At 68.4% G+C, this 24,786-nt stretch carries 24 protein-coding genes and 1 tRNA gene; all 25 read right to left on the reverse strand.

All coding sequences use genetic code 11. The features are described from left to right. Positions 1–35: 35 nt before the first annotated feature. The gene (rpsS, locus tag ACQPWW_RS30860; protein ID WP_007465299.1) at positions 36–317 is read right to left on the reverse strand and encodes a 30S ribosomal protein S19; all 282 of its coding nucleotides are present in this window, start codon (positions 315–317) and stop codon (positions 36–38) included. Between the two features lie 12 nt (positions 318–329). Continuing rightward, positions 330–1,169, reverse strand: coding sequence for a 50S ribosomal protein L2 (rplB, locus tag ACQPWW_RS30865; RefSeq protein WP_110563095.1), 840 nt, complete (start codon positions 1,167–1,169; stop codon positions 330–332). 12 nt (positions 1,170–1,181) lie between these two features. Next, on the reverse strand, positions 1,182–1,484 hold the full coding sequence (gene rplW, locus ACQPWW_RS30870; protein ID WP_007465304.1) for a 50S ribosomal protein L23: 303 nt from the start codon (positions 1,482–1,484) through the stop codon (positions 1,182–1,184). Next, positions 1,481–2,131, reverse strand: coding sequence for a 50S ribosomal protein L4 (gene rplD, locus ACQPWW_RS30875; protein ID WP_110563096.1), 651 nt, complete (start codon positions 2,129–2,131; stop codon positions 1,481–1,483). Before rplD ends, rplW begins: the two co-directional genes overlap by 4 nt. After that, positions 2,128–2,793, reverse strand: a complete 666-nt coding sequence (rplC, locus tag ACQPWW_RS30880) for a 50S ribosomal protein L3 (RefSeq protein WP_357557764.1) — start codon at positions 2,791–2,793, stop codon at positions 2,128–2,130. Before rplC ends, rplD begins: the two co-directional genes overlap by 4 nt. A gap of 11 nt (positions 2,794–2,804) precedes the next feature. Next, on the reverse strand, positions 2,805–3,113 hold the full coding sequence (gene rpsJ / locus ACQPWW_RS30885) for a 30S ribosomal protein S10 (protein ID WP_007073037.1): 309 nt from the start codon (positions 3,111–3,113) through the stop codon (positions 2,805–2,807). A 350-nt stretch (positions 3,114–3,463) separates the two neighbouring features. After that, on the reverse strand, positions 3,464–4,657 hold the full coding sequence (gene tuf, locus ACQPWW_RS30890; protein WP_357253575.1) for an elongation factor Tu: 1,194 nt from the start codon (positions 4,655–4,657) through the stop codon (positions 3,464–3,466). A 212-nt stretch (positions 4,658–4,869) separates the two neighbouring features. Further along, positions 4,870–6,966, reverse strand: a complete 2,097-nt coding sequence (gene fusA, locus ACQPWW_RS30895) for an elongation factor G (RefSeq protein WP_433127358.1) — start codon at positions 6,964–6,966, stop codon at positions 4,870–4,872. Positions 6,967–7,040: 74 nt separating this feature from the next. Further along, the gene (gene rpsG, locus ACQPWW_RS30900; protein WP_007465317.1) at positions 7,041–7,511 is read right to left on the reverse strand and encodes a 30S ribosomal protein S7; all 471 of its coding nucleotides are present in this window, start codon (positions 7,509–7,511) and stop codon (positions 7,041–7,043) included. A gap of 1 nt (position 7,512) precedes the next feature. After that, positions 7,513–7,887: a 30S ribosomal protein S12 gene (gene rpsL, locus ACQPWW_RS30905; RefSeq protein ID WP_007465318.1), complete on the reverse strand. Its 375-nt coding sequence runs from the start codon at positions 7,885–7,887 to the stop codon at positions 7,513–7,515. Positions 7,888–8,397: 510 nt separating this feature from the next. Beyond that, the gene (locus ACQPWW_RS30910; protein ID WP_433134690.1) at positions 8,398–8,778 is read right to left on the reverse strand and encodes a hypothetical protein; all 381 of its coding nucleotides are present in this window, start codon (positions 8,776–8,778) and stop codon (positions 8,398–8,400) included. Between the two features lie 672 nt (positions 8,779–9,450). Continuing rightward, a complete protein-coding gene (locus ACQPWW_RS30915; protein WP_433127360.1) occupies positions 9,451–9,819 on the reverse strand; it encodes a hypothetical protein in 369 nt (122 codons plus the stop codon). A gap of 94 nt (positions 9,820–9,913) precedes the next feature. Beyond that, entirely contained in the window at positions 9,914–13,801 is a 3,888-nt protein-coding gene (locus tag ACQPWW_RS30920; protein WP_433127362.1) for a DNA-directed RNA polymerase subunit beta', read from the reverse strand. Between the two features lie 80 nt (positions 13,802–13,881). Beyond that, on the reverse strand, positions 13,882–17,313 hold the full coding sequence (locus ACQPWW_RS30925; protein ID WP_433127364.1) for a DNA-directed RNA polymerase subunit beta: 3,432 nt from the start codon (positions 17,311–17,313) through the stop codon (positions 13,882–13,884). 570 nt (positions 17,314–17,883) lie between these two features. Further along, a complete protein-coding gene (gene rplL, locus ACQPWW_RS30930) occupies positions 17,884–18,270 on the reverse strand; it encodes a 50S ribosomal protein L7/L12 (protein ID WP_433127365.1) in 387 nt (128 codons plus the stop codon). Between the two features lie 54 nt (positions 18,271–18,324). Next, the gene (gene rplJ / locus ACQPWW_RS30935; RefSeq protein WP_238645346.1) at positions 18,325–18,870 is read right to left on the reverse strand and encodes a 50S ribosomal protein L10; all 546 of its coding nucleotides are present in this window, start codon (positions 18,868–18,870) and stop codon (positions 18,325–18,327) included. Between the two features lie 341 nt (positions 18,871–19,211). Continuing rightward, on the reverse strand, positions 19,212–19,901 hold the full coding sequence (locus tag ACQPWW_RS30940; RefSeq protein WP_433127366.1) for a hypothetical protein: 690 nt from the start codon (positions 19,899–19,901) through the stop codon (positions 19,212–19,214). Then, positions 19,898–20,761: an ABC transporter ATP-binding protein gene (locus tag ACQPWW_RS30945; RefSeq protein ID WP_433127367.1), complete on the reverse strand. Its 864-nt coding sequence runs from the start codon at positions 20,759–20,761 to the stop codon at positions 19,898–19,900. Before ACQPWW_RS30945 ends, ACQPWW_RS30940 begins: the two co-directional genes overlap by 4 nt. Positions 20,762–20,841: 80 nt before the next feature. Beyond that, positions 20,842–21,558 (reverse strand): 50S ribosomal protein L1, encoded by a 717-nt coding sequence (rplA, locus tag ACQPWW_RS30950; protein WP_433127368.1) that lies wholly within the window; start codon positions 21,556–21,558, stop codon positions 20,842–20,844. A 77-nt stretch (positions 21,559–21,635) separates the two neighbouring features. After that, positions 21,636–22,067 (reverse strand): 50S ribosomal protein L11, encoded by a 432-nt coding sequence (rplK, locus tag ACQPWW_RS30955; protein ID WP_088950247.1) that lies wholly within the window; start codon positions 22,065–22,067, stop codon positions 21,636–21,638. Between the two features lie 187 nt (positions 22,068–22,254). Further along, entirely contained in the window at positions 22,255–22,977 is a 723-nt protein-coding gene (gene nusG, locus ACQPWW_RS30960) for a transcription termination/antitermination protein NusG (protein ID WP_433127369.1), read from the reverse strand. Between the two features lie 39 nt (positions 22,978–23,016). Then, positions 23,017–23,409: a preprotein translocase subunit SecE gene (gene secE / locus ACQPWW_RS30965; protein ID WP_433127370.1), complete on the reverse strand. Its 393-nt coding sequence runs from the start codon at positions 23,407–23,409 to the stop codon at positions 23,017–23,019. Between the two features lie 212 nt (positions 23,410–23,621). After that, a tRNA-Trp gene (locus ACQPWW_RS30970) sits at positions 23,622–23,694 on the reverse strand. Between the two features lie 129 nt (positions 23,695–23,823). Continuing rightward, complete coding sequence (locus ACQPWW_RS30975; RefSeq protein ID WP_433127371.1) at positions 23,824–24,216, reverse strand: MaoC family dehydratase; 393 nt, start codon at positions 24,214–24,216, stop codon at positions 23,824–23,826. A gap of 1 nt (position 24,217) precedes the next feature. After that, entirely contained in the window at positions 24,218–24,664 is a 447-nt protein-coding gene (locus ACQPWW_RS30980) for an FAS1-like dehydratase domain-containing protein (RefSeq protein WP_433127372.1), read from the reverse strand. Positions 24,665–24,786: the final 122 nt, after the last annotated feature.

The raw sequence follows: 24,786 nt of genomic DNA on the forward strand, positions 1-24,786 counted from the left end.
AACCCCTTGTTCCCTCTATCCGTATGCCCGCGGCGTCAGCGCCGACGGCTCTTCCGGTCGTCCTTCTCGTGACCCTTGAAAGTGCGGGTCAGCGCGAACTCGCCGAGCTTGTGCCCGACCATCGCCTCGGTCACGAACACCGGGACGTGCTTGCGTCCGTCATGAACGGCGATCGTGTGCCCCAGCATCTCGGGGATGATCGTCGAACGCCGCGACCAGGTCTTGATCACGTTCTTGGAGCCCTTGTCGTTCTGTACTTCCACCTTCTTGAGCAGGTGGTCGTCTACGAACGGGCCCTTCTTCAGGCTGCGAGGCATGTCTTATCTCCCTCAGCCGCGCTTACGCGTGGCGTAGCGGCGGCGGACGATCAGCCGGTCACTCGGCTGGCCCTTACGGCGGGTGCGGCCCTCGGGCTTACCCTGCGGGTTGACCGGGTGGCGACCACCGGAGGTCTTACCCTCACCACCACCGTGCGGGTGGTCGACCGGGTTCATGGCGACACCACGGACGGTCGGGCGCTTGCCCTTCCACCGCATCCGGCCGGCCTTGCCCCAGTTGATGTTCGACTGGTCGGCGTTGCCGATCTCGCCGACGCTGGCGCGGCAGCGCACATCCACCCGCCGGATCTCGCCGGACGGCATACGAAGGGTCGCGTACGCGCCCTCGCGGCCGAGCAGCTGGATACCGACACCGGCGGAGCGGGCCAGCTTGGCCCCGCCACCCGGACGCAGCTCCACGTTGTGGATCGTGGTACCGACCGGGATGTTGCGCAGCGGCAGGTTGTTACCCGGCTTGATGTCGGCGCCCGGACCGGACTCGACGCGGTCGCCCTGCTTCAGGTCCTTCGGCGCGATGATGTACCGCTTCTCGCCGTCGGCGTAGTGCAGCAGCGCGATGCGCGCCGTGCGGTTCGGGTCGTACTCGATGTGAGCGACCTTCGCCGGCACGCCGTCCTTGTCGACCCGCTTGAAGTCGATCAGACGGTACTGGCGCTTGTGACCGCCGCCGTGGTGCCGCGTGGTGATCCGGCCGTGGGCGTTACGCCCGCCCTTCTTCGGCAGCGGAACCAGCAGCGACTTCTCCGGCGTGGACCGGGTGATCTCGGCGAAGTCAGCGACACTCGAGCCACGTCGGCCCGGCGTCGTCGGCTTGTACTTACGGATAGCCATTGTCTACACCCCTCAGCTGACCGGGCCGCCGAAGGCCTCGATGCGGTCACCGTCAGCCAGCTTCACGATCGCCCGCTTGGTCGCCTTGCGCTGACCGAAGCCGGTCTTGGTGCGCTTGCGCTTACCCTGGCGGTTGAGCGTGTTGACCGTCAGGACGCGGACGTTGAAGATCTGCTGGATAGCGATCTTGATCTCGGTCTTGTTCGCGTCCGGGTGCACCAGGAAGGTGTACCAGTTCCGGTTCAGCTCGCTGTAGCTCTTCTCCGAGACGACCGGCGCCACGATGATGTCGCGCGGGTCGGCGATCGTGCTCACTTGCCACCCTCCTCGGTGGTCTCGGCGGGCACGCCCAGGAACTCGTCCAGGGCGTCCTTGGTGAAGACCACGTCGTCGGCCACCAGCACGTCGTACGTGTTCAGCTGGCCGGACTCGATCAGGTGCACGCGCGGCTCGTTGCGCAGCGACACCCAGTTCAGCTCGTCGGTGCTGCTCAGCACGACCAGGACCCGACGGGCCTCGGTGAGCTTGGTCAGCGTGGCCAGGGCCGCCTTGGTCGACGGCTTCTCGCCCGAGACGAACGCCTCGACGACGTGCACCTGCCCGGCGCGGGCCCGGTCGGAGAGGGCACCCCGCAGAGCGGCGGCCTTCATCTTCTTCGGGGTCCGCTGGCTGTAGTCGCGCGGCACGGGACCGTGCACGACGCCACCGCCGGCGAACTGCGGCGCGCGGATCGAGCCCTGCCGGGCGCGACCGGTGCCCTTCTGCTTGTACGGCTTCTTGCCGCCACCAGCGACCTCGGCGCGGGTCTTGGTCTTGTGCGTGCCCTGTCGGGCCGCCGCGAGCTGGGCCACCACGACCTGGTGCATCAGCGCGACGTTGGCCTGCACGTCGAAGATGTCCGCCGGCAGCTCGACGGAGCTGCTGGTGGTGCCTTCGACGGTGCGCACGTCAACGGTGGTCACTTGGCCGCACCGCCCTTCTTCACCTTGATCTTGGCCGCGGTACGGACCAGAACCAGCGCGCCCTTGGGGCCAGGAATGGCGCCCCGGACGAGCAGGAGGTTGTTCTCGGTGTCGACCGCCTGGACGGTGAGGTTCTGCACGGTGTACCGCACGCCACCCATCCGACCGGCCATCCGGGTGCCCTTGAAGACGCGACCGGGGGTCGCGCAGGCGCCGATGGAACCGGGCGAACGGTGCTTGCGCTCGACACCGTGGCTGCTGCCCAGACCGTGGAAGCCGTGCCGCTTCATCGCGCCGGCAAAGCCCTTGCCCTTGGTCTTGCCGGTGACGTCGATGGTGACGCCGGCCGGGAACTCCTCGACAGTGACTTCCTGGCCGAGCGAGTACTCCCCCGCGTCCGTGGTGCGCAGCTCGACGATGTGCCGGCGCGGCGCCACGTCCGCCTTGGCGTAGTGCCCGCTGATCGGCTTCTTGACCTTGCGCGGGTCGATGGTGCCGTAGGCCAGCTGGACCGCGGAGTAACCGTCCTTCTCGGCGCTACGAACCTGGCTGATGACGCACGGGCCGGCCTCGACCACGGTCACGGGAACAACCTTGTTGTTGTCCCAGACCTGGGTCATGCCGAGCTTGGCGCCCAGGATCCCCTTGACTTGCCTGTCCATTTGTCCGGTCCCTACAGCTTGATCTCGATGTCGACGCCAGCCGGCAGGTCGAGGCGCATGAGCGAGTCGACCGTCTTCGGGGTCGGGTCGATGATGTCGATCAGCCGCTTGTGCGTGCGCATCTCGAAGTGCTCGCGCGAGTCCTTGTACTTGTGCGGCGAGCGGATAACGCAGAAACGGTTGATCTCCGTGGGCAGCGGCACCGGGCCCGCGACCTGCGCCCCGGTGCGCGTCACCGTCTCGACGATCTTCCGAGCCGAGGAGTCGACGACCTCGTGGTCATAGGCCTTGAGCCGGATGCGGATCTTCTGTCCCGCCATGGTGGCTTCTGTTCCTTCTCTCGATGCCGCTGTGTTGCGGGCGCCTGTGCCGGCTGGCACAGGCCCACTTCGCCGACCCCCGCGGTCGGGCGTGTCGCGCCCTCGGGCCGAGCTCCGCCCCGTGGTTCCGGAGTGGTGCTGACCGCGCGGTGGGTCAAGGCGCCGATCGCATTACCGCGACCTGAACGCCGTGCGAGGGTGGTTGGCGACTGGGCCGCCAACCACCCTACGCTCGACTGACTCGCCACCCGGAGGTTCAGCGAAAGCCGAACACAGGCGACGAACTGTCGTTACGCAACCTGACTAGTATGCCGCACGACCGGCGGCGGGTCTAATCGGGGTTACCTAGTTCACTTGATGATCTTGGTGACGAACCCGGCGCCGACGGTGCGGCCACCCTCGCGGATCGCGAACTTGAGGTTCTCCTCCATGGCGATGGGCTGGATCAGCTTCACCGACATGGACGTGTTGTCACCCGGCATGACCATCTCGGTGCCCTCGGGGAGGGTGACGACACCGGTGACGTCCGTGGTCCGGAAGTAGAACTGCGGACGGTAGTTCTGGAAGAACGGGGTGTGGCGGCCACCCTCCTCCTTGGAGAGGATGTAGACCGTCGCCTCGAACTCCGTGTGCGGGGTGTTCGAGCCCGGCTTCACGACGACCATGCCGCGCTCGACCTCGTCGCGCTTGGTGCCACGCAGCAGCAGGCCGACGTTCTCGCCTGCGCGGGCGTCGTCCAGGGTCTTCCGGAACATCTCGATCGCGGTGACCTTGGTCTTGAAGCTCTTCTCCTTGATACCGACGAGCTCAACATCCTCGTTCGGCAGGAGAACGCCGCGCTCCACGCGACCGGTGACGACGGTGCCACGACCGGTGATCGTGAAGACGTCCTCAACCGGCATCAGGAACGGCATGTCGACCTCGCGCTCCGGCTGCGGGATCGAGGTGTCGACAGCGGTCATCAGGTCCAGCAGCTTGCCGGTCCACTCGGGGTCACCCTCGAGGGCCTTCAGCGCCGAAACCCGAACGACCGGCAGGTCGTCACCCGGGTACTCCTGCGAGGAGAGCAGCTCACGGACCTCGAGCTCGACGAGCTCCAGGAGCTCCTCGTCGTCGACCATGTCGCTCTTGTTGAGCGCCACGACGATGTACGGCACACCAACCTGACGGGCCAGCAGCACGTGCTCGCGGGTCTGCGGCATCGGGCCGTCGGTCGCCGCGACCACCAGGATCGCGCCGTCCATCTGCGCGGCACCGGTGATCATGTTCTTGATGTAGTCCGCGTGGCCGGGGCAGTCGACGTGCGCGTAGTGCCGCGCCTCGGTCTGGTACTCGACGTGCGCGATCGAGATCGTGATGCCGCGGGCCTTCTCCTCCGGCGCCTTGTCGATCTCGTCGAACGGCGTGTAGGGGTTCAGGTCCGGGAACTGGTCGTGCAGGACCTTGGTGATGGCCGCCGTCAGCGTCGTCTTACCGTGGTCGATGTGACCAATGGTGCCGATGTTGACGTGCGGCTTAGTCCGCTCGAACTTAGCCTTCGCCACTGGTGTCCTCCTGTGGACTTCTTGGTTCGTACGCCCGGCGCGCCGGTCGGCGCTTAGGACTCTGTCGACAGCCTTTCCGACCTGACGGTCGGAGAGCCTTTGTGGGTTCTGCGGCGATGAAGCCTACAGGCCCGGTCTCACGCGATCCGATCGTGGTGGCCGCGGGCGGGTGAACCCTCCCGCGACCAACCACGAATCACCAGCTCAGAGCGTTACTCGCCCGTTGCCTTGGCGATGATCTCCTTCGCGACGCTCTGCGGAACCTCGGCGTAGGAGTCGAACTGCATGCTGTAGCTAGCCCGGCCCTGGGTCTTCGACCGCAGGTCGCCGACGTAGCCGAACATCTCCGACAACGGCACCAGAGCCCTGACGATGCGGGCGCCACTGCGCTCCTCCATCGCCTGGATGATGCCGCGGCGGGAGTTGAGGTCACCGATGACGTCACCCATGTTCTCCTCAGGAGTGGTGACTTCAACGGCCATCATCGGCTCGAGCAACGCGGGATCGGCCTTGCGGGCCGCGTCCTTCATCACCATCGAGCCGGCGATCTTGAATGCCATTTCCGACGAGTCGACCTCGTGGTACTGGCCGTCCAGCAGGGTCAGCTTCACACCGACCAGCGGGAAGCCCGCGAGGATGCCGTACTGCAGCGCGTCCTGCGCACCGGCGTCCACCGACGGGATGAACTCCCGGGGGATCCGGCCGCCGCTGACGGCGTTTGCGAACTCGTAGGTCGGCGAGTCGTTGTCCAGCGGCAGCGGCTCGACGCTCACGATCACGCGGGCGTACTGGCCGGAACCACCGGTCTGCTTCTTGTGGGTGTACTCGACCTTCTCCACCTTGCGGCGGATGGTCTCGCGGTACGCCACCTGCGGCTTGCCGACGTTGGCCTCGACGTTGAACTCGCGGCGCATCCGGTCGACCAGGATGTCCAGGTGCAGCTCGCCCATGCCGGAGATGACCGTCTGACCGGTCTCCTCGTCCAGCTGGACGCGGAAGGTCGGGTCCTCCTCGGCCAACCGCTGGATCGCGGTGCCCAGCTTCTCCTGGTCGGACTTGGTCTTCGGCTCGATCGCCACCGAGATGACCGGCTCCGGGAACGTCATCGACTCCAGGATCACCGGGTTCGCCGGGTCGGAGAGCGTGTCGCCGGTGGTGGTCTGCTTGAGACCCTGCACGGCGATGATGTCGCCGGCCTGCGCCGACGGACGCTCTTCCCGCTTGTTGGCGTGCATCTGGTAGATCTTGCCGATGCGCTCCTTGCGGTCCTTGGTGGAGTTGACCACCTGGGAACCGGAATCGAGCGTGCCGGAGTAGACCCGCACGTAGGTGAGCTTACCGAGGTGCTTGTCCGTCTGGATCTTGAACGCCAGGCCGGAGAACGGCTCCGAGTTGGACGGCTTCCGCAGCAGCGGGGTCTCGCCATCGGTGGCCGTACCCTCGATCGCCGGAACGTCCAGCGGCGACGGCAGGAAGTCGACAACGGCGTCGAGCATGGGCTGAACGCCCTTGTTCTTGAACGCCGAGCCGCACAGCACCGGGTTGGCCTTGCCGGCGATGGTGGCACGCCGGATGGCGGCCTTGATCTCCTCGACGGAGACCTCCTCGCCTTCCAGGTACTTCTCCATCACCGAGTCGTCGACGTCGGCCAGGGTCTCCATCAGCTTCTCGCGCCACTCGGCCGCGGAGTCGGCCAGCTCGGCCGGGATCTCCTCGATCGCGTAGTCCTCACCCTTCTGGGTCTCCCCACGCCAGGTGAGAGCGCGCATGCCGATCAGGTCGACGACACCGATGTGGTCGCCCTCGAGCCCGATCGGGATCTGGAGCACCAGCGGGGTGGCGTTCAGCCGGTCGATCATCATCTGCACGCAGCGGAAGAAGTCGGCGCCGGTCCGGTCGAGCTTGTTGACGAAGCACATACGCGGGACGTTGTACTTGTCGGCCTGCCGCCAGACGTTCTCCGTCTGCGGCTCCACGCCGGCGACACCGTCGTAGACCGCTACCGCACCATCCAGCACTCGCAGCGACCGCTCGACCTCGACCGTGAAGTCGACGTGACCGGGCGTGTCGATGATCTGGATCGTGTGGCCCTTCCACTCACACTTGGTAGCAGCGGAGGTGATGGTGATGCCACGCTCCTGCTCCTGCTCCATCCAGTCCATGACGGCAGCGCCCTCGTGGACCTCACCGATCTTGTACGTGATGCCGGTGTAGAACAGGATCCGCTCGGTGGTCGTGGTCTTACCGGCATCGATGTGCGCCATGATGCCGATGTTGCGTACGTTGGCGAGCGCGTCTGCGGCGGCCACTTCAATCCCTACTTATCGTCGTCTCGACACAACTGGTGGCGGTTCCGGCGCCCGGAGGCGCCGGAACCAGGGTGTTACCAGCGGTAGTGCGCGAAGGCCTTGTTCGACTCGGCCATCTTGTGCGTGTCCTCGCGCCGCTTGACGGCGGCACCGAGGCCGTTGCTCGCGTCCAGCAGCTCGTTCATCAGCCGCTCGACCATGGTCTTCTCGCGCCGGGCGCGCGAGTAGGTGACAAGCCAACGCAGGCCCAGCGTGGTCGCCCGGGTCGGGCGGACCTCGACCGGAACCTGGTAGGTGGCGCCACCGACACGACGGCTACGCACCTCGAGGGTCGGCTTGACGTTGTCCATCGCCCGCTTGAGGGTGACGACCGGGTCGGTGCCGGACTTCTCGCGGCAGCCCTCGAGGGCCGCGTACACGATGGACTCGGCGAGCTGACGCTTGCCGCGGAGCAGGATCTTGTTCACCAGCTGGGTGACCAGCGGCGAGTTGTACACCGGGTCAGCGACCAGTGGCCGCCGCGGAGCGGGTCCCTTACGCGGCATGTCAGCTCTTCTCCTTCTTCGCGCCGTAACGGCTGCGCGCCTGCTTGCGGTTGCGGACACCCTGGGTGTCCAGCGAACCGCGAACGATCTTGTAACGCACGCCGGGGAGGTCCTTCACCCGGCCACCGCGCACGAGCACGATCGAGTGCTCCTGGAGGTTGTGACCGACGCCCGGGATGTAGGCGGTCACCTCGATCTGGCTGCTGAGCTTCACGCGAGCGACCTTGCGCAGCGCCGAGTTCGGCTTCTTCGGGGTGGTGGTGTACACGCGGGTGCACACGCCGCGCCGCTGAGGGGAACCCTTCAGCGCCGGGGTCTTGGTCTTGGTCGTCTTCGCCTGGCGGCCCTTTCGGACCAGCTGCTGGATCGTGGGCACCGGGTTTCTCCGCTCCCTTCGGCCGCATCGCGGCCGCGCCGTCTGCTCGTTAGCCGGCCTGCTGACCGGCTCTCCTACATTCCGACCTGGGCCACCTCACGGAGACCCCGGCACCCGCGGTCGGGCGTGTCGCCCTCTCCACGGTCCCGTTGCGGACGCTTGCGCGTGCCATCGGGTTTGTGTCACCGGCGCGCGGGTCGCCCCGCCACCGGATCCTTGGCTTGTCGTGCCGCCGTCCGGAATCCGGAAACAGCGCACGCACGAGTTGCCCGGGCATGCCCGGGCACAAGGGGAAAGAGTACCTACCACAACCGCCCAGGTCAAAACGGAAGGGCCCGGCGACTGTCTCACACCCGCCGGCCGAATCTCGTTCTGCCCCGTCGCCCGCGATGGGCACCTACGGACACAAGTGTACCGGCTTCCCCGCGGGACCACCCGTCGCCCCCGGGCCGGGCACCGCCAAGAGGGGTGCGGAAGCGGGTCAGGCGCCGGAGCGGACGGTGACCAGCCTCACGTCAGAGCGAGCAGCAGTGCCACGCCAAGACCCAGAACGCTGAGCAGGGCCCCCGCCGCGCCGCAGCTGATTCCGGCCATCGCGAGCCCTCGGCCGGTGAAGCGGACCGCCGGGGGCGCTGTCGGACGGCGGATCTGCCGCCGGCCGAGCAGGCCGGTGACGACCGCCGCCACGCCGGCCAGCAACCCGAGCACGGTGAACGCTCCGGAAGCCCAGGCCCCGCCGTCGTTCGCGAAGGCCACCCCGAAGCAGATCACGAGCAACGACACCAGAACCGACGCGATCCCGGCCACCAGGGCCCCGATGGCCAGCCCCGACGTGACCGGAGCCACGTCCAGGTGCACGACGCCGAACGGAGTGCCCGGCACCGCCTCCACCCGCTTCGGCGGCCGGTGCTGGGCGTCGCTGGGTGGCGGAACCGGGCGTCCGGGCATCCCAGCCCAACCGGGCGCGGGACCGGACGGCGGACCCCAACCCGGGGGCACACCAGGACCGGACTGGGGCGGACCCCAACCCGGCGGCACACCAGGCCCAGACTGCGGCGGACCCCAGCCCGGCGGCACACCAGGCCCAGACTGCGGCGGACCCCAACCCGGCGCCACATCGGGCCCAGACTGCGGCGGACCCCACCCGTACGGGACAGCAGGCCCGGACGACGGCGGACCCCAACCTGGCGGTGTCGGGGTGGGCACCCCGGAGGCCGGGTACGGCGGACCGGAGCCGGGCGGACTGGTCGTACCCCAGCCGGGGTGCGGCGCGGCAGAGGTCGGCGCGCCCCAACCCGGTGTGGACGCGGGTGGGTGCGGCTCGCTGCTCGGGCCCGGTTGCGCCCAGCCGATGGGCGCGAACGGAGCCGGCTCAGCCGGAGTCACCTCAGCCGGAGTCGGCTCGGTCGGAGTCGGCGCAGCCGGCTGGCCGGCCGGCTCGTCCGCAGGGGGCCGCGCCGGATCCGTCACGAGGTCCTCCTGTCGAAAGGCCGCCACCGCCGCACGGCGGACATCGGCCAGGCTACCGCCGGAGGCGCCGACGCCCACGCCGGGCGCGGCCGCTCAGTCCATGTTCGCCGGGTAGTCGTGACCGAACGGCGCACCGGCCAACCGCACCACGCCGATCACCACCACGGCCACCACGCTGACCGCGGCCAGCACCAGGCCGGCCCAGGCCATCCGCTCCCCCCGTCGCAGCCAGCTGCCGCCGGTCAGGAAACCCCCCGAGGAGTACGCCTCACGGCGCGCCTGGCGGGCCAGTTGCAGCGCCACCGTCGCCGGTACCACCCCGCCGATGAACAACCCGGTCAGCATGCCGAGCAGCCCGAGAGCGAAAACCGCCCGAGCCTTCGTGGCGCGGGCCGGATCCGGGTCCAACGGGTGGCGCAGGCCCTGCTGCGCGACGGACACCTGCCCGGGTGCGGTCGTCATCCCCCCATCATGCCGAACTCGGACCGGAGGTGGGTGGGTCCGGACACGACGAGGCCCCCGGCGGATACCGGGGGCCTCGTCGTGTGCGTGCTGTTTAGCGGTACGACCCGAAGTCGAAGTCGTCAAGCGGCACAGCCTGCCCGCTTGCCGGTCCGAAGCCGTAGTCGGTCTCCGGGTACCCGGTCATCGAGTAGACCTTGGCCTTGGCCTCCTCGGTCGGCTCGACCCGGACGTTGCGGTACTTGCTGATGCCCGTACCGGCCGGGATGAGCTTTCCGATGATCACGTTCTCCTTGAGGCCGACCAGCGAGTCGCTGCGCGAGTTGATCGCAGCGTCGGTCAGCACCCGGGTGGTCTCCTGGAAGGAGGCCGCCGAGAGCCAGGAGTCGGTGGCCAGCGAGGCCTTGGTGATACCCATCAGCACCGGACGACCGGCGGCGGGCTCGCCGCCCTCCGAGACGAGTCGGCGGTTCTCCGACTCGAACAGCGCCCGGTCGACGAGCACACCCGGCAGGAACTCGGTCGAGCCGGAGTCGATGACCGTCACCCGCTTGAGCATCTGGCGAATGATGATCTCGATGTGCTTGTCGTGGATGAGCACACCCTGCGAGCGGTAGACCTCCTGGACCTCACTGGTCAGGTGGACCTGGACCGCCCGCGGACCCATGATCCGCAGAAGCTCGTGCGGGTCGATGGTGCCCTCGGTCAGCTTCTCGCCGACCGCGACGTGACCGCCGTCGTGGGTCCGGAGCTTGACGCGCTTCGAGATCTTGTCGTAGACGATCTCTTCGCTGCCGTCGTCCGGCACCACGATGATCTTCCGCGAGCGCTCGCCGTCCTCGATCCGGATCCGACCCGGGGTGTCGGCGATGGGCGCCTTACCCTTCGGGACCCGGGCCTCGAAGATTTCCTGCACACGCGGCAGACCCTGGGTGATGTCCTCACCCGCGACACCACCGGTGTGGAAGGTACGCATCGTCAGCTGCGTACCGGGCTCACCGATGGACTGGGCGGCGATGATGCCGACCGCCTCGCCGATGTCGACCGACTTGCCGGTCGGCAGCGACCGGCCGTAGCAGGCCGCGCAGACGCCCAGCTTCGACTCACAGGTGAGCACGCTGCGCACCCGGACCGTCTCCACGCCGGCGGCGACGATCTTGTCGACCCCGATGGAGTTGATGTCCTGGCCGCGCTCGGCGACCACGGTGCCGTCCGGCCCCTTGATGTCGTCGGCCAGGGTCCGGGCGTGCACGCTGGTCTCGGCGTGGGTGTGGACGACGAGCTTGCCGTCGAGCTTCTCGCCGATCTGCATCGGGATCGCCCGGTCGGTGCCGCAGTCCTCTTCGCGGATGATGACGTCCTGCGAGACGTCCACCAGACGACGGGTCAGGTAACCCGAGTCGGCGGTCCGCAGCGCGGTGTCGGCGAGACCCTTACGGGCACCGTGCGTGGAGATGAAGTACTCCAGCACGGACAGACCCTCCCGGTAGCTGGCCTTGATCGGCCGCGGGATGATCTCGCCCTTCGGGTTGGCCACCAGACCACGGATCGCGGCGATCTGCCGGAGCTGGAGCAGGTTACCGCGGGCACCGGAGTTGATCATCTTCCACAGTGGGTTCTCCTGCGGAAGCGCGGTGTCCATCTCCTTGGCGACCTCGTTCGTCGCCTTGGTCCAGATCGTGATGAGCTCGCCGCGACGCTCCTCGGCGGTCATCAGACCACGCTGGTACTGCTTGTCGATCTGGTCGGCTTCCTTCTCGTACTTCGCCAGGATCTCCGCCTTGCGCGGCGGCGCGATGACGTCCTCCATGCCGATCGTCACGCCGGACCAGGTGGCCCAGTGGAAACCGGCCTCCTTGAGCCCGTCCAGGGTGGCGGCCAGCGCCACCTTGGGGAAGCGCTCGGCGAGGTCGTTGACGATCGCGGAGAGCTGACCCTTGCGGATCTCGTAGTTCACGAAGCGGTAGCCCTGCGGCAGCGTCTCGTTGAACAGCACCCGACCCAGGGTGGTCTCCACGGTCAGCGGGTCACCCTCGACCCAGCCCTCCGGGGCGGTCCACGCCTCGGAGCCGGCGCCGTTGTCGACACCGACCACGGCACGCAGGCGGATCTTCACCGGCGCCTGCAGGTGCAGCTCGCCGTTGTCGAAGGCCATCCGCGCCTCGGCGTCCGAGCTGAACGCCCGGCCCTCGCCCTTCTCACCGGCGGTGAGGTGGGTGAGGTGGTACAGACCGATGACCATGTCCTGCGTGGGCATGGTGACCGGCTTGCCGTCGGCCGGCTTGAGGATGTTGTTCGACGAAAGCATCAGGATCCGCGCCTCGGCCTGAGCCTCGGCGGACAGCGGCACGTGCACCGCCATCTGGTCACCGTCGAAGTCGGCGTTGAACGCGGTGCAGACCAGCGGGTGGATCTGGATCGCCTTGCCCTCGACCAGCTGCGGCTCGAAGGCCTGGATGCCCAGACGGTGCAGGGTCGGCGCCCGGTTCAGCAGCACCGGGTGCTCGCCGATGACCTCTTCCAGCACATCCCACACGACCGGGCGCTGACGCTCGACCATCCGCTTGGCGGACTTGATGTTCTGCGCGTGGTTGAGGTCGACCAGCCGCTTCATCACGAAGGGCTTGAACAGTTCCAGCGCCATCTGCTTGGGCAGACCGCACTGGTGCAGCTTGAGCTTCGGGCCGACCACGATGACCGAACGGCCGGAGTAGTCGACGCGCTTGCCCAGCAGGTTCTGGCGGAACCGGCCCTGCTTGCCCTTGAGCATGTCGGACAGCGACTTGAGCGGGCGGTTACCCGGGCCGGTGACCGGCCGACCACGACGGCCGTTGTCGAACAGCGCGTCGACGGCCTCCTGGAGCATCCGCTTCTCGTTGTTGACGATGATCTCGGGCGCGCCGAGGTCGATCAGTCGCTTGAGGCGGTTGTTCCGGTTGATCACGCGGCGGTACAGGTCGTTCAGGTCCGAGGTCGCGAACCGGCCACCGTCGAGCTGCACCATCGGGCGCAGGTCCGGCGGGATGACCGGGACGCAGTCCAGCACCATGCCGAGCGGCGAGTTGCGGGTGTTCAGGAACGCCGCGACGACCTTCAGCCGCTTGAGCGCCCGGATCTTCCGCTGACCCTTGCCGGACCGGATGGTCTCCCGCAGGCTCTCGGCCTCGGCGTCGAGGTCCATGTTCTGGACCAGCGCCTTGATCGCCTCGGCGCCCATGGAACCGGTGAAGTACTCACCGAACCGGTCGCGCAGCTCGCGGTAGAGCAGCTCGTCGGTGACCAGCTGCTTCGGCTCCAGCTTGCGGAAGGTGTCAAGCACCTCGTCCAGGCGGTCGATCTCGCGCTGGGCCCGGTCGCGGATCTGGCGCATCTCGCGCTCTCCGCCCTCCTTGACCTTGCGCCGGACGTCCGCCTTGGCACCCTCGGCCTCCAGCTCGGCCAGGTCGGCCTCGAGCTTGGCGGCCCGCTTCTCGATCTCCGAGTCGCGGCTGTTCTCGGACTGCCGCTTCTCGGCCAGGATCTCGTTCTCGATCGTCGAGAGGTCGCGGTGACGCGACTCCGCGTCCACGCTCGTCACGACGTACGAGGCGAAGTAGATGATCTTCTCGAGGTCCTTGGGGGCCAGGTCCAGCAGGTAGCCCAGCCGGCTCGGCACGCCCTTGAAGTACCAGATGTGGGTCACCGGAGCAGCGAGCTCGATGTGCCCCATCCGCTCACGACGGACCTTGGAGCGAGTCACCTCGACGCCGCAGCGCTCACAGATGATGCCCTTGAACCGGACGCGCTTGTACTTACCGCAGTAGCACTCCCAGTCCCGCTGCGGACCGAAGATCTTCTCGCAGAAGAGCCCGTCCTTTTCCGGCTTCAGGGTGCGGTAGTTGATCGTCTCAGGCTTCTTGACCTCGCCGTGCGACCACTGACGGATGTCGTCGGCGGTGGCGAGACCAATGCGCAGCTCGTCGAAGAAGTTGACGTCGAGCACTATGTCCCCTATGTCGTCGTCTGTACTGCTAATTCTCGGGTGGGGTCGGGGGCCGGCGAGCCGGCCCCCGACCGCTCACCTCAGACCTCTTCGACCGAGCTCGGCTCGCGCCGGGACAGGTCGATGCCCAGCTCCTCAGCGGCCCGGAACACCTCGTCGTCGGTCTCGCGCATTTCCAGGGCCACACCGTCGCTGGAGAGCACCTCAACGTTGAGGCACAGCGACTGCAGCTCCTTGAGCAGCACCTTGAACGACTCCGGGATGCCCGGCTCCGGGATGTTCTCGCCCTTGACGATGGCCTCGTAGACCTTCACCCGGCCGAGCACGTCGTCGGACTTGATCGTGAGCAGCTCCTGCAGGGCGTACGCGGCGCCGTACGCCTGCATCGCCCAGCACTCCATCTCACCGAAACGCTGACCACCGAACTGCGCCTTACCACCCAGCGGCTGCTGCGTGATCATCGAGTACGGACCGGTCGAACGAGCGTGGATCTTGTCGTCGACCAGGTGGTTGAGCTTCAGGATGTAGACGTAGCCGACCGCGATCGGGTCCGGCAGCGGCTCGCCGGAGCGACCGTCGAACAGCTGCGCCTTGCCGGTACGGCCGATCAGCTGCTTGCCGTCCCGGTTGGGCAGGGTCGACTCGAGCAGACCGGAGATTTCCTCCTCGCGGGCACCATCGAAGACCGGGGTGGCCACGTTGGTGTCCCCCTCGGACTCGTGCGCGTCGATCGAGCGGAGCTGGCGCTTCCAGTCGGCGTCGTCCCCCTCGACCTTCCAACCGGTCTTGGCGACCCAACCGAGGTGGGTCTCCAGCACCTGGCCGATGTTCATCCGGCTCGGCACACCGAGCGGGTTGAGCACGATGTCGACCGGGGTGCCGTCCTCCAGGAACGGCATGTCCTCGATCGGCAGGATCTTCGAGATGACACCCTTGTTGCCGTGCCGGCCGGCGAGCTTGTCGCCGTCCTGGATCTTGCGCTTCTGGGCGACGTAGACCCGGACCAGCTCGTTGACACCCGGCGGCAGCTCGTCGCCGTCCTCGCGGGAGAACGTGCGCACACCGATGACCGTGCCGGTCTCGCCGTGCGGCACCTTCAGCGAGGTGTCCCGAACCTCACGCGCCTTCTCACCGAAGATCGCGCGGAGCAGGCGCTCCTCCGGGGTCAGCTCGGTCTCACCCTTGGGCGTGACCTTGCCGACCAGGATGTCGCCGGGGACGACCTCGGCACCGATCCGGATGATGCCGCGCTCGTCGAGGTCGGCGAGCATTTCCTCGCTGACGTTCGGGATGTCGCGGGTGATCTCCTCCGGGCCGAGCTTGGTGTCCCGAGCGTCGACCTCGTGCTCCTCGATGTGGATCGAGGTGAGCACGTCCTGCTGCACGAGGCGCTGCGACAGGATGATCGCGTCCTCGTAGTTGTGACCCTCCCAGCACATGAACGCCACAAGCAGGTTGCGTCCGAGCGCCATCTCGCCCTCGTCGGTGCACGGCCCGTCGGCGATGACCTGACCGGCCTCGACGCGGTCGCCCTCGAAGACCACCGGCTTCTGGTTGACGCACGAGCCGGCGTTGGAGCGGCGGAACTTGTGCAGCAGGTACGTCCGGCGGTGGCCGTCGTCCTGGTGGATCGTGACGTAGTCGGCGCAGAGATCCTCGATCACACCGCCGACCTCGGCGACCACCACGTCGCCAGCGTCGACCGCGGCCCGGTACTCCATGCCCGTGCCCACCAGCGGCGCCTCGGCCTTGACCAGCGGCACCGCCTGGCGCTGCATGTTCGCGCCCATCAGTGCCCGGTTGGCGTCGTCGTGCTCGAGGAACGGGATCATGGCGGTCGCGACCGAGGTCATCTGCCGAGGCGAGACGTCCATGTAGTCGACGGCGCCGGGGACGACGTCCTCGGTCTCGCCGCCCTTACGACGGCAGAGCACCCGCTCCTCGGCGAACGTGCCGTCCGCCTTCAGCCGCGCGTTGGCCTGGGCCTTGACGAACCGGTCCTCCTCGTCCGCGGTCAGGTAGTCGATCTGGTCGGTGACCCGACCCTCGACGACCTTCCGGTACGGCGTCTCGATGAAGCCGAACGGGTTGACCCGGGCGAAGGTGGACAGCGCGCCGATCAGGCCGATGTTCGGGCCTTCCGGCGTCTCGATCGGGCACATCCGGCCGTAGTGGGACGGGTGCACGTCGCGGACCTCGAAGCCGGCCCGCTCCCGGGACAGACCACCCGGGCCGAGCGCGCTCAGCCGACGCCGGTGGGTCAGACCCGCCAGCGGGTTGGTCTGGTCCATGAACTGGGACAGCTGCGACGTCCCGAAGAACTCCTTGATCGCCGCCACCACCGGGCGGATGTTGATCAGGGTCTGCGGGGTGATCGCCTCGACGTCCTGCGTGGTCATCCGCTCGCGGACGACCCGCTCCATCCGGGACAGGCCGACCCGGACCTGGTTCTGGATCAGCTCACCCACGGTACGCAGGCGGCGGTTGCCGAAGTGGTCGATGTCGTCGGCCTCGTAGCCGTCCTCACCGGCGTGCAGCCGGCACAGGTACTCCACGGTGGCGACGATGTCGTCCTCGGTCAGCGTGCCGGTGGTGATCGGCACGTCGACTTCGAGCTTCTTGTTGAACTTGTAGCGCCCGACCTTGGCGACGTCGTACCTCTTCGGGTTGAAGAAGAGGTTGTCGAGCAGGGTCTGGGCGTTCTCGCGCGTCGGCGGCTCGCCAGGGCGCAGCTTGCGGTAGATGTCTAGCAGGGCCTCGTCCTGGCCGGCGATGTGGTCCTTCTCGAGCGTGGTCATCAGCAGCTCGGACCAGCCGAACCGCTCACGGATCCGCTCGGCCGACCAGCCGATGGCCTTGAGCAGGACCGTGACGGCCTGCCGACGCTTGCGGTCGATGCGTACGCCGACCGTGTCGCGCTTGTCGATGTCAAACTCCAGCCAGGCACCCCGACTCGGGATGACCTTGACGCTGGAGAGGTCGCGGTCGGAGGTCTTGTCCGGCTGCTTGTCGAAGTACACGCCCGGGGACCGGACGAGCTGGCTGACCACGACGCGCTCGGTGCCGTTGATGACGAAGGTGCCCTTGGGCGTCATCATCGGGAAGTCACCCATGAACACCGTCTGGCTCTTGATCTCGCCAGTGGTGTTGTTGGTGAACTCCGCGGTCACGAAGAGCGGAGCGCAGTAGGTCAGGTCCTTCTCCTTGCACTCCTCGATCGAGGCCTTGACCTCGTCGAAGCGCGGCGCCGAGAAGGAGAGCGACATGGTGCCGGAGAAGTCCTCAATGGGACTGATCTCTTCAAGGATCTCCGCGAGACCCGAGCGTGCGTGCGGGTCGTCCGCCGACCGGCCCTGCCAAGCCTCGTTGCCCACGAGCCAGTCGAAGGACTCGTTCTGGATGGCAAGGAGGTTGGGGACCTCGAGGTGTTCGGTGATCCTGCCGAATGAAACTCGGCGGGGAGCGAATGCGCTCGACGTACGACTGGTCTTCGCAGGGCGGGAAGCTGCCAAGATGCGTCCTTCCGAGGACCGGTGCTGCAGAACGGCTGGTACGCGTGCACTCCAATGACCCCACCAGAAATATCCGTAAACGGACATTTCCGAGCAGGGGTCAAGTCGGAAGGCAGCGCAAACTAGCAGTGTAGCCGAGAGGCTAACCGCTGTCCAGCCCACCCCGCAGGTCGTTTGCGGAACGTGCCTCGGCCCCCGTAAACCGGGGCTGCCGGGCCGCTCAGAACGCAACGTCCCCACTGGGCCGCTCGGGTTCGACACGGCCGATGGTGCCGCCGCTGTCATACCCACGTCGTGGCCGTCGCAAGCGCGGTGTCTTGCTGGTGTCAGCGTGCCTGGCAGCCTGGGGCCGCGTCAAGGGCCGGTATCCGGGTCGGCAGTTCTTTCCCACCGGAGGGCGACCCGCCACGCGCGTTCGGATCGACCGCCGCAGCCGTCGGCGCCCAGCTCAGGAGCGGGTCGGCGGCGCGACCACGAACACGGCGGGCGGCGATCCGTGTCGGATCACCGCCCGCCGCGACGCGACCGTGTCCCGGCTCACGAGCCAGGTACGCGCAGGTGGAGCTCAGGTCACTTGAGGGTGACCTTGGCGCCCTCACCCTCGAGCTTGGCCTTCGCCTTCTCGGCGGTCTCCTTGTTGACCTTCTCCAGGATGGCCTTCGGCGCGGACTCAACCGCGTCCTTGGCCTCCTTGAGGCCCAGGCCGGTCAGCTCACGCACGACCTTGATGACCTGGATCTTCTTGCCGCCGTCAGCCTCGAGGATGACGTCGAACTCGTCCTTCTCCTCCTCGACCGGAGCAGCGGTGCCGCCGCCGCCGCCACCCTGGGCGATCGCGACCGGAGCCGCGGCGGTGACCTCGAAGGTCTCCTCGAACTGCTTCACGAACTCAGAGAGCTCGATCAGCGTCATCTCCTTGAACGCGTCGAGCAGCTCGACGGTGCTGAGCTTCGCCATATCTGGCGTCCTTTCCTGATTCTGTTAAGTAAGAACTGGTGCGCCGTGGGGGCCTCAGGCCGCCTCGGCGCCCTCCTTCTCGCGCTTGTCCTGCAGTGCGGCCGCCAGACGGGCGGTCTTCGACAGCGGGGCCTGGAACAGGGCCGCGGCCTTGCTCAGGTTGCCCTTCATCGCGCCGGCCAGCTTGGCCAGCAGCACCTCGCGGGACTCCAGGTCGGCGAGCTTCGTGACCTCGGCCGCGGAAATGGCCTTGCCCTCGAAGACACCGCCCTTGATGACGAGCTTCGGGTTGGCCTTCGCGAAGTCGCGAAGCCCCTTCGCCGCCTCGACGACGTCGCCCGAAACGAAAGTCAGCGCGGTAGGACCGGTGAACAGCTCGTCGAGGCCGGTGATGCCCGCGTCCGTCGCAGCACGCTTCGCCAGCGTGTTCTTCGCGACCGTGTAGCTGGTCTCGGCGCCGAGGGAGCGCCGAAGCTGGGTGAGCTGGGAAACCGTCAGACCGCGGTACTCGGTCAGCACGGTGGCGCCCGAGCTGCGGAAGCTCTCGGTCAGCTCAGCGACGGCCGTGGCCTTGTCGGCCCGGATCGGCTTGTCCGCCATGTCCCTCCTCTCTCGTTACTCGAGGCTGGTCCCCGTCCCGGCCGAAGCCGGAGCGGGGGCGGAGGCAGCACGACAACGAAAAAGCCCCGGCGCAGGGCGCACGGGGCGAGGGCCGGCGGATCAACACAGTCGGCGGACCATGTTCACTGCCGAGTTACGCTTGCCGCCCTACGCGGGTCGCCCGTTGTCGCGGGACCTTCGACCGTGCCGGAGCACGGTGACCAGCGGTCTCTGGGTGGTTCCTCATCCATGAGAACACGGATGACGGTGTGAAGAATACGCGCCCCCGGCTACCAGCGCCAAATCGCGCCTGGTGAGCCACACCACCGACGCCCGGCCGCTCAGCCCTGGGCCCGCCGCCGCCACAGATAGCCACCGACGACCGCGGTGCTCCAGGCCAGCGCCCACCCCGTCAGCCCCAGCAGGGTGAGCGCGGCCGCGTCGCCTCCCGTGGTGCGGGCGGCGGCCATGATCGGCGGCGCCAGCCAGGGCGCCACCGAACCGCTCAGGCCGAGCACCACCGCGCCGACACCGCCGAGGGCCAGCACCGCGACGCCGTACGCGGCACCGCCCACCGACGCCCGGCTGGCCAACGCGCCGAGGGCAACGGCGGCGGGTACGGCGAGCAGGTGCGCCCACAACCCCAGCGCGAGCCCGACCGGGATCGACCGGTCCCCCGGCTCCACCGGACCGGTGACCCCGCCGACCAGCCACGGGAAGAGCAGCGCGAAGGCCACCGTCGCCAACGCCGCCACAATCGCGGCGAGGAGCCCGGCGAACCGTTCGCGGGCCACCCCGACGGTCACCTGGGCCAGTCGACGCTGCACGTCCGGCTCGACGTCGAGCAGGATCTTGGTCTGCCAGGCGAGCACCGGGAAGAGCACCACGGCCGAGACGCCGTACGCCTCGGCCGGCTGGGACCGGCCGCCGCCGTACAGCGTGCCGAGCACGACGAGGCCGGCGAGCAGCGGCGCCAGCGCCCGACCGGTCCGCAGGAAACCGGCCAGCCGCATCCGCACCAGGGCGCTCACCGGGCCTCCTCCGCTGCCTGGTCGACAGTGTGCGGGCCCTCGGCGGCCGCGGGCTGTCCGGGCGCCCGCTCACCGTCCGGCCGGGCCGGGGAGGTCGACGCGGGGCGAGCCTGCGGTGCGGTGCCGGAGGCGTCGGCGCGTACCCGAAGAATGTGGTGGCCCTCGGCGCGCAACCGGGCGACGGTGCCGGCGACCCGCGCGGTCGGGACCGCGACCTCGACCACCGCGAACGTCTCCTCCGCCGACGACGTCTCCTCGGTCAGCGACCCGTCGGCCACCAACCAGCGGCGCGCGGTCGGCAGCCGGACCGTCTCCCCACGGTGGTCGCTGACCAGCACGGCACCATCGGCGGCGAGGACCTCGGCGATCAGCTCGGGAACCAGCTCGCGGGTGGTGGCGTCCAGCCCCTCCCACGGCTCGTCGAGCACCAGCAGGCCCGGCGGACGCACCATCGCCTGGGCGAGGCCCACCTTCTGGGCGGTGCCCTTGGACAACTCCGGCAGCCGGACCGAGCGGAAGGCGGCCAGCCCGAGCCGGTCGGTCCAGGTGGCGACCGCCTCGTCGGCCTCCGCCGCGCCCAGCCCCGCCACCCGGGCCATCCCGGTCAGATAGCGGGCCACTGTGAACGGCTGGTCGGCGGGGAAACGCTCCGGCACCCAGCCCACCCGTGCCGGCCGGTCGGTGACCCGGCCCCGGCCTGGCCGGAGCACCCCCGCGGCCACCTGGAGCAGTGTCGACTTGCCGACCCCGTTGCGACCCAGAACGACAGCCACCTCGCCCGGATCGAGCCGCGCGTCCACGTCGCGCAGCACCCACGGCCCGCGCCGGTGGTACCGCAACCAGACGTTCTCCAGCCGCATGGGACAGAGGATGCCACACCGCAGACGCGCCGGGGCGCCGCCACGATCGTGACGGCGCCCCGGTGGAGCAGATTGCCGGCTCAGGCCTCGGCGGCGTCTCCCGTGAGGTTCTTCACCAGGTTGGGGTCGACCGGAACGCCCGGACCCATCGTGGTGGTCACGATGACCTTGCGAAGGTACTTGCCCTTGGCCGCGGACGGCTTGGCACGCAGCACCTCGTCGAGCACCGCGGCGTAGTTGTCCACCAGCTGGCTCTCCGTGAAGGAGGACTTACCGATGATCAGGTGCAGGTTGGAGTGCTTGTCCACCCGGAAGGTGATCTTGCCGCCCTTGATGTCCTGCACCGCCTTGGTGACGTCCATGGTCACCGTGCCGGTCTTCGGGTTCGGCATGAGACCGCGCGGGCCCAGGATCCGCGCGATCCGGCCGATCTTGGCCATCTGGTCCGGCGTGGCGATCGCCGCGTCGAAGTCGAGCCAACCACCCTGGATCCGGGCGACCAGCTCGTCGGTGCCCACCTCGTCGGCACCCGCGGCGGCGGCCTCTTCGGCCTTCGCGCCGCTGGCGAACACGATCACGCGGGCGGTCTTACCGGTGCCGTGCGGCAGGTTGACCGTGCCGCGGACCATCTGGTCCGCCTTGCGGGGGTCGACGCCGAGGCGCATGGCGACCTCGACCGTGGCGTCGAACTTGACGTTGGTGGTCTCCTTGGCCAGCTTCACGGCCTCGGCGGGGGTGTAGAGCTTCGACCGGTCGATGACATCGGCGGCCTTGCGGTAGCTCTTGCTGCGCTGCATTGCTTATTACTCCTGTGGTCTCTGGCGGGCCGCTCGGCGCGAACCCTCCCACGGTCGGGTCGAAGGCTTGGCCGACGTCAGTCGTTGACGGTGATGCCCATCGACCGGGCGGTGCCGGCGATGATCTTCTCGGCCTGGGCCAGGTCGTTGGCGTTGAGGTCGGCCATCTTCTTCTCGGCGATCTCACGCAGCTGGGCACGGCTGACCGAGCCGACCTTCTCGGACTGCGGGACACCCGAGCCCTTCTGCACACCGGCGGCCTTGATCAGCAGCCGGGCGGCGGGCGGGGTCTTCAGCACGAACGTGAAGGACCGGTCCTCGTACACGCTGATCTCGGCGGGGACGATGTCGCCCCGCTGGGACTCGGTCTGCGAGTTGTAGGACTTGCAGAACTCCATGATGTTCACGCCGTGCTGGCCGAGCGCGGGGCCGACCGGCGGCGCCGGCGTGGCCTGGCCAGCCGGCAACTGAAGCGTGAACGTCTTGACGAGCTTCTTCTTCGGAGGCATGTCACTTCCTGGGGCTTGGAGCTGGGAAAATGCGGCTGTCGCCGCCCTCGGAGCGCGCACGGTCAGCGCGGTGCGACAGCGGCGACATTCAAGAGTAGCGCAGGCCGCAGCCCACTCGTCCGCCGAGGTCGAGCGGGAGGGCGTACGCCGACGTCGGCGGCGGGTCGGACCCGCCGCCGACGACCAGTCAGATCTTGGCGACCTGGTTGAAGTTGAGCTCCACCGGCGTCTCGCGACCGAAGATCGACACCAGCACCTTGAGCTTCTGCTGGTCGGCGTTGATCTCGCTGATCGTGGCCGGCAGCGACGCGAACGCGCCGTCGGTGACGGTGACCGAGTCGCCCACCTCGAAGTCGAGGACCTTGATCTCCGGCTTCGACTTCTTCTGCTCGGTCTCGACGGCCGGCGCCAGCCACTTCAGCACCTCGTCGAGGGAGAGCGGGGCGGGCCGGTCGGCCCGGTCGGTCGCGCCGACGAAGCCGGTCACGCCCGGGGTGTTCCGCACACACGAGTAGGACTCGGCGGTCAGCTCCATCCGAACCAGGATGTAGCCCGGGAAGACCTTGGCCTGGATCTGAGAACGCTTACCGTTCTTGACCTCGACCTCTTCCCGGGTCGGCACCTCGACCTGGTAGATGAAGTCCTCCATGTCGAGGCTCGTGATCCGGGTCTCGAGGTTGGTCTTGACCTTGTTCTCGTAGCCGGCGTACGAGTGCACGACGTACCAGTCACCCGGCGCGTAGCGCAGCTTCTGCCTCAACTCCGCGACCGGATCGAAATCCTCGTCCGGCGCGGGCTCGGTCATGGGGAACTCCGGCTCGCTGGCGGCCTCAACCGACTCGTCACCAGCCGCCGTCGCGACCGTGGACTGCTCGTCCACGGGTCCGGCGGTCTCGTCGTACTCAGGCACGCTAGCTCACTTCCGTCACTATCGGCTGGAGACAGCCGGTCAGTCCGAGTTGCCGAAGACAAACAGCACGACCTTGGCGAAGCCGTAGTCCAGCACGCCGACGATCGTCAGCATCACCGCGACGAACGTCACCACCACGGCGGTGTAGGTCAGCAACTCCTTGCGGGTCGGCCAGATGACCTTACGCAGTTCGGCTACGACCTCGCGGAAGAACCGGGCGATGCGGCCGAAGACGCCCACCCGACCCGTTTCCGACCGGGTGGTCGGTCGGCTGTCCGCCGACTCCGCCCGGGCACGGGACCGCGTGGCGGTGCCCCCCCGGGAGACCAGCTCGTCCGCGCTGGAGGCGTCGTCGTCGGCTACCTCGTCGACGACATCGTCGTCCAGACGATCGTCGCCGGCGTCCTCGCCGCGCCGCTTGTTGTCGGCCACTTCGCCCTCCGTCGCGGAATCTCGGGTCGCACGCCGAGCGGCGTACGCGGCGCTGGTCACGCCGGCCGGACCCAACCGTCCCGCGACGGGCCGCGGCCGGTGGATCATCCGGAGGGTCCGATTGCCTCGGACCACCCCGCCGATGCCACCACCACGGGCCGGACGCCGCCAGGTTGGCGGCGCGACCCACGGGAACGGTCAGGCCTGAGGCGCAGGGGTGACAGGACTTGAACCTGCAGCCTGCGGTTTTGGAGACCGCTGCTCTGCCAATTGAGCTACACCCCTGTGCGGCAACACTCGCCCCACGCGGTCACAGACGACCGAGCAGGGGTCACTTGCCCCACGGCGGACCAGTGTACGGGTAGCCGCCCGACTTTCCCAACCGGTCTCTCCGCCTCGCGTGGCGGGCCTGCTTCAGCGCGTCGTCCGGATGGTCGCGCGGGCCTGCGAGAGCACCTTCTCGCCCCCGCAGGTCGCTGTCACGTCGAGCCGGGTGAGCCCGTCAGTGGTCACCTCACGCACCCGCGCGGTGACCTCGATCTCGGTCCCCCGGTCATCGTCCGGGACCACCACCGGCCGGGTGAAGCGCACGCCGTACTCGACCACCGCGTCCGGCGACCCGGCCCACTCGGTGACCGCCCGGCCGACCAGCGCCATTGTGAACATGCCGTGGGCGATCACCCCGGGCAGGCCCACCTCGGTGGCGAACCGGTCGCTCCAGTGGATCGGGTTGAAGTCACCCGAGGCGCCGGCGTAGCGGACCAGGTCCGCGCGGGTCACCTGGAACGTCTTGGCTGACAACTCCATCTCAGGCCTCCCCGCGTACGACGATCTTCGACCAGACGGCGACGACCGGTTCCCCGGCGACGGTGTGCACGTCGGTGCGCGTGGTCAGGAATCCGTGCCCGCCCCTGGTGCTGACGTCCTCGATGGTGTTGACGCAGACCAGTTCGTCGCCGGCGACCACCGGTCGGGTGTACGCGAACCGCTGGTCACCATGCACCACGCGGCTGTAGTCCATGCCCAGGGCCGGGTCCTCGATGATCTGCCGGCTCGCGGCCATCGTGACGAGCACCGGGAAGGTCGGCGGAGCCACCACGTCGGGGTGGCCGAGCGCCTGCGCGGCCGCCGGGTCGTGGTGGGCCGGGTCGGTGGCGCCGATGGCGGTGGCGAACTCGCGGATCTTTTCTCGGCCCACCTGGTAGGGGGCGGTCGGCGGATAGGTCCGGCCGACGAAGGAAGGGTCCAGGGACATGCCGCGAACCTACACGGAACGCACAATCGCCGACCTGGCCGGCAGGCTACGGCAGAGCCGCACCACACCGCCCAGATCGGCGACTGGAAAGCTTGGACACCGGCCGGCACGAGGCCGGCCCA

It is taken from the genome of Micromonospora sp. CA-240977, from assembly GCF_050942285.1.
Classification (GTDB): Bacteria; Actinomycetota; Actinomycetes; order Mycobacteriales; family Micromonosporaceae; genus Micromonospora.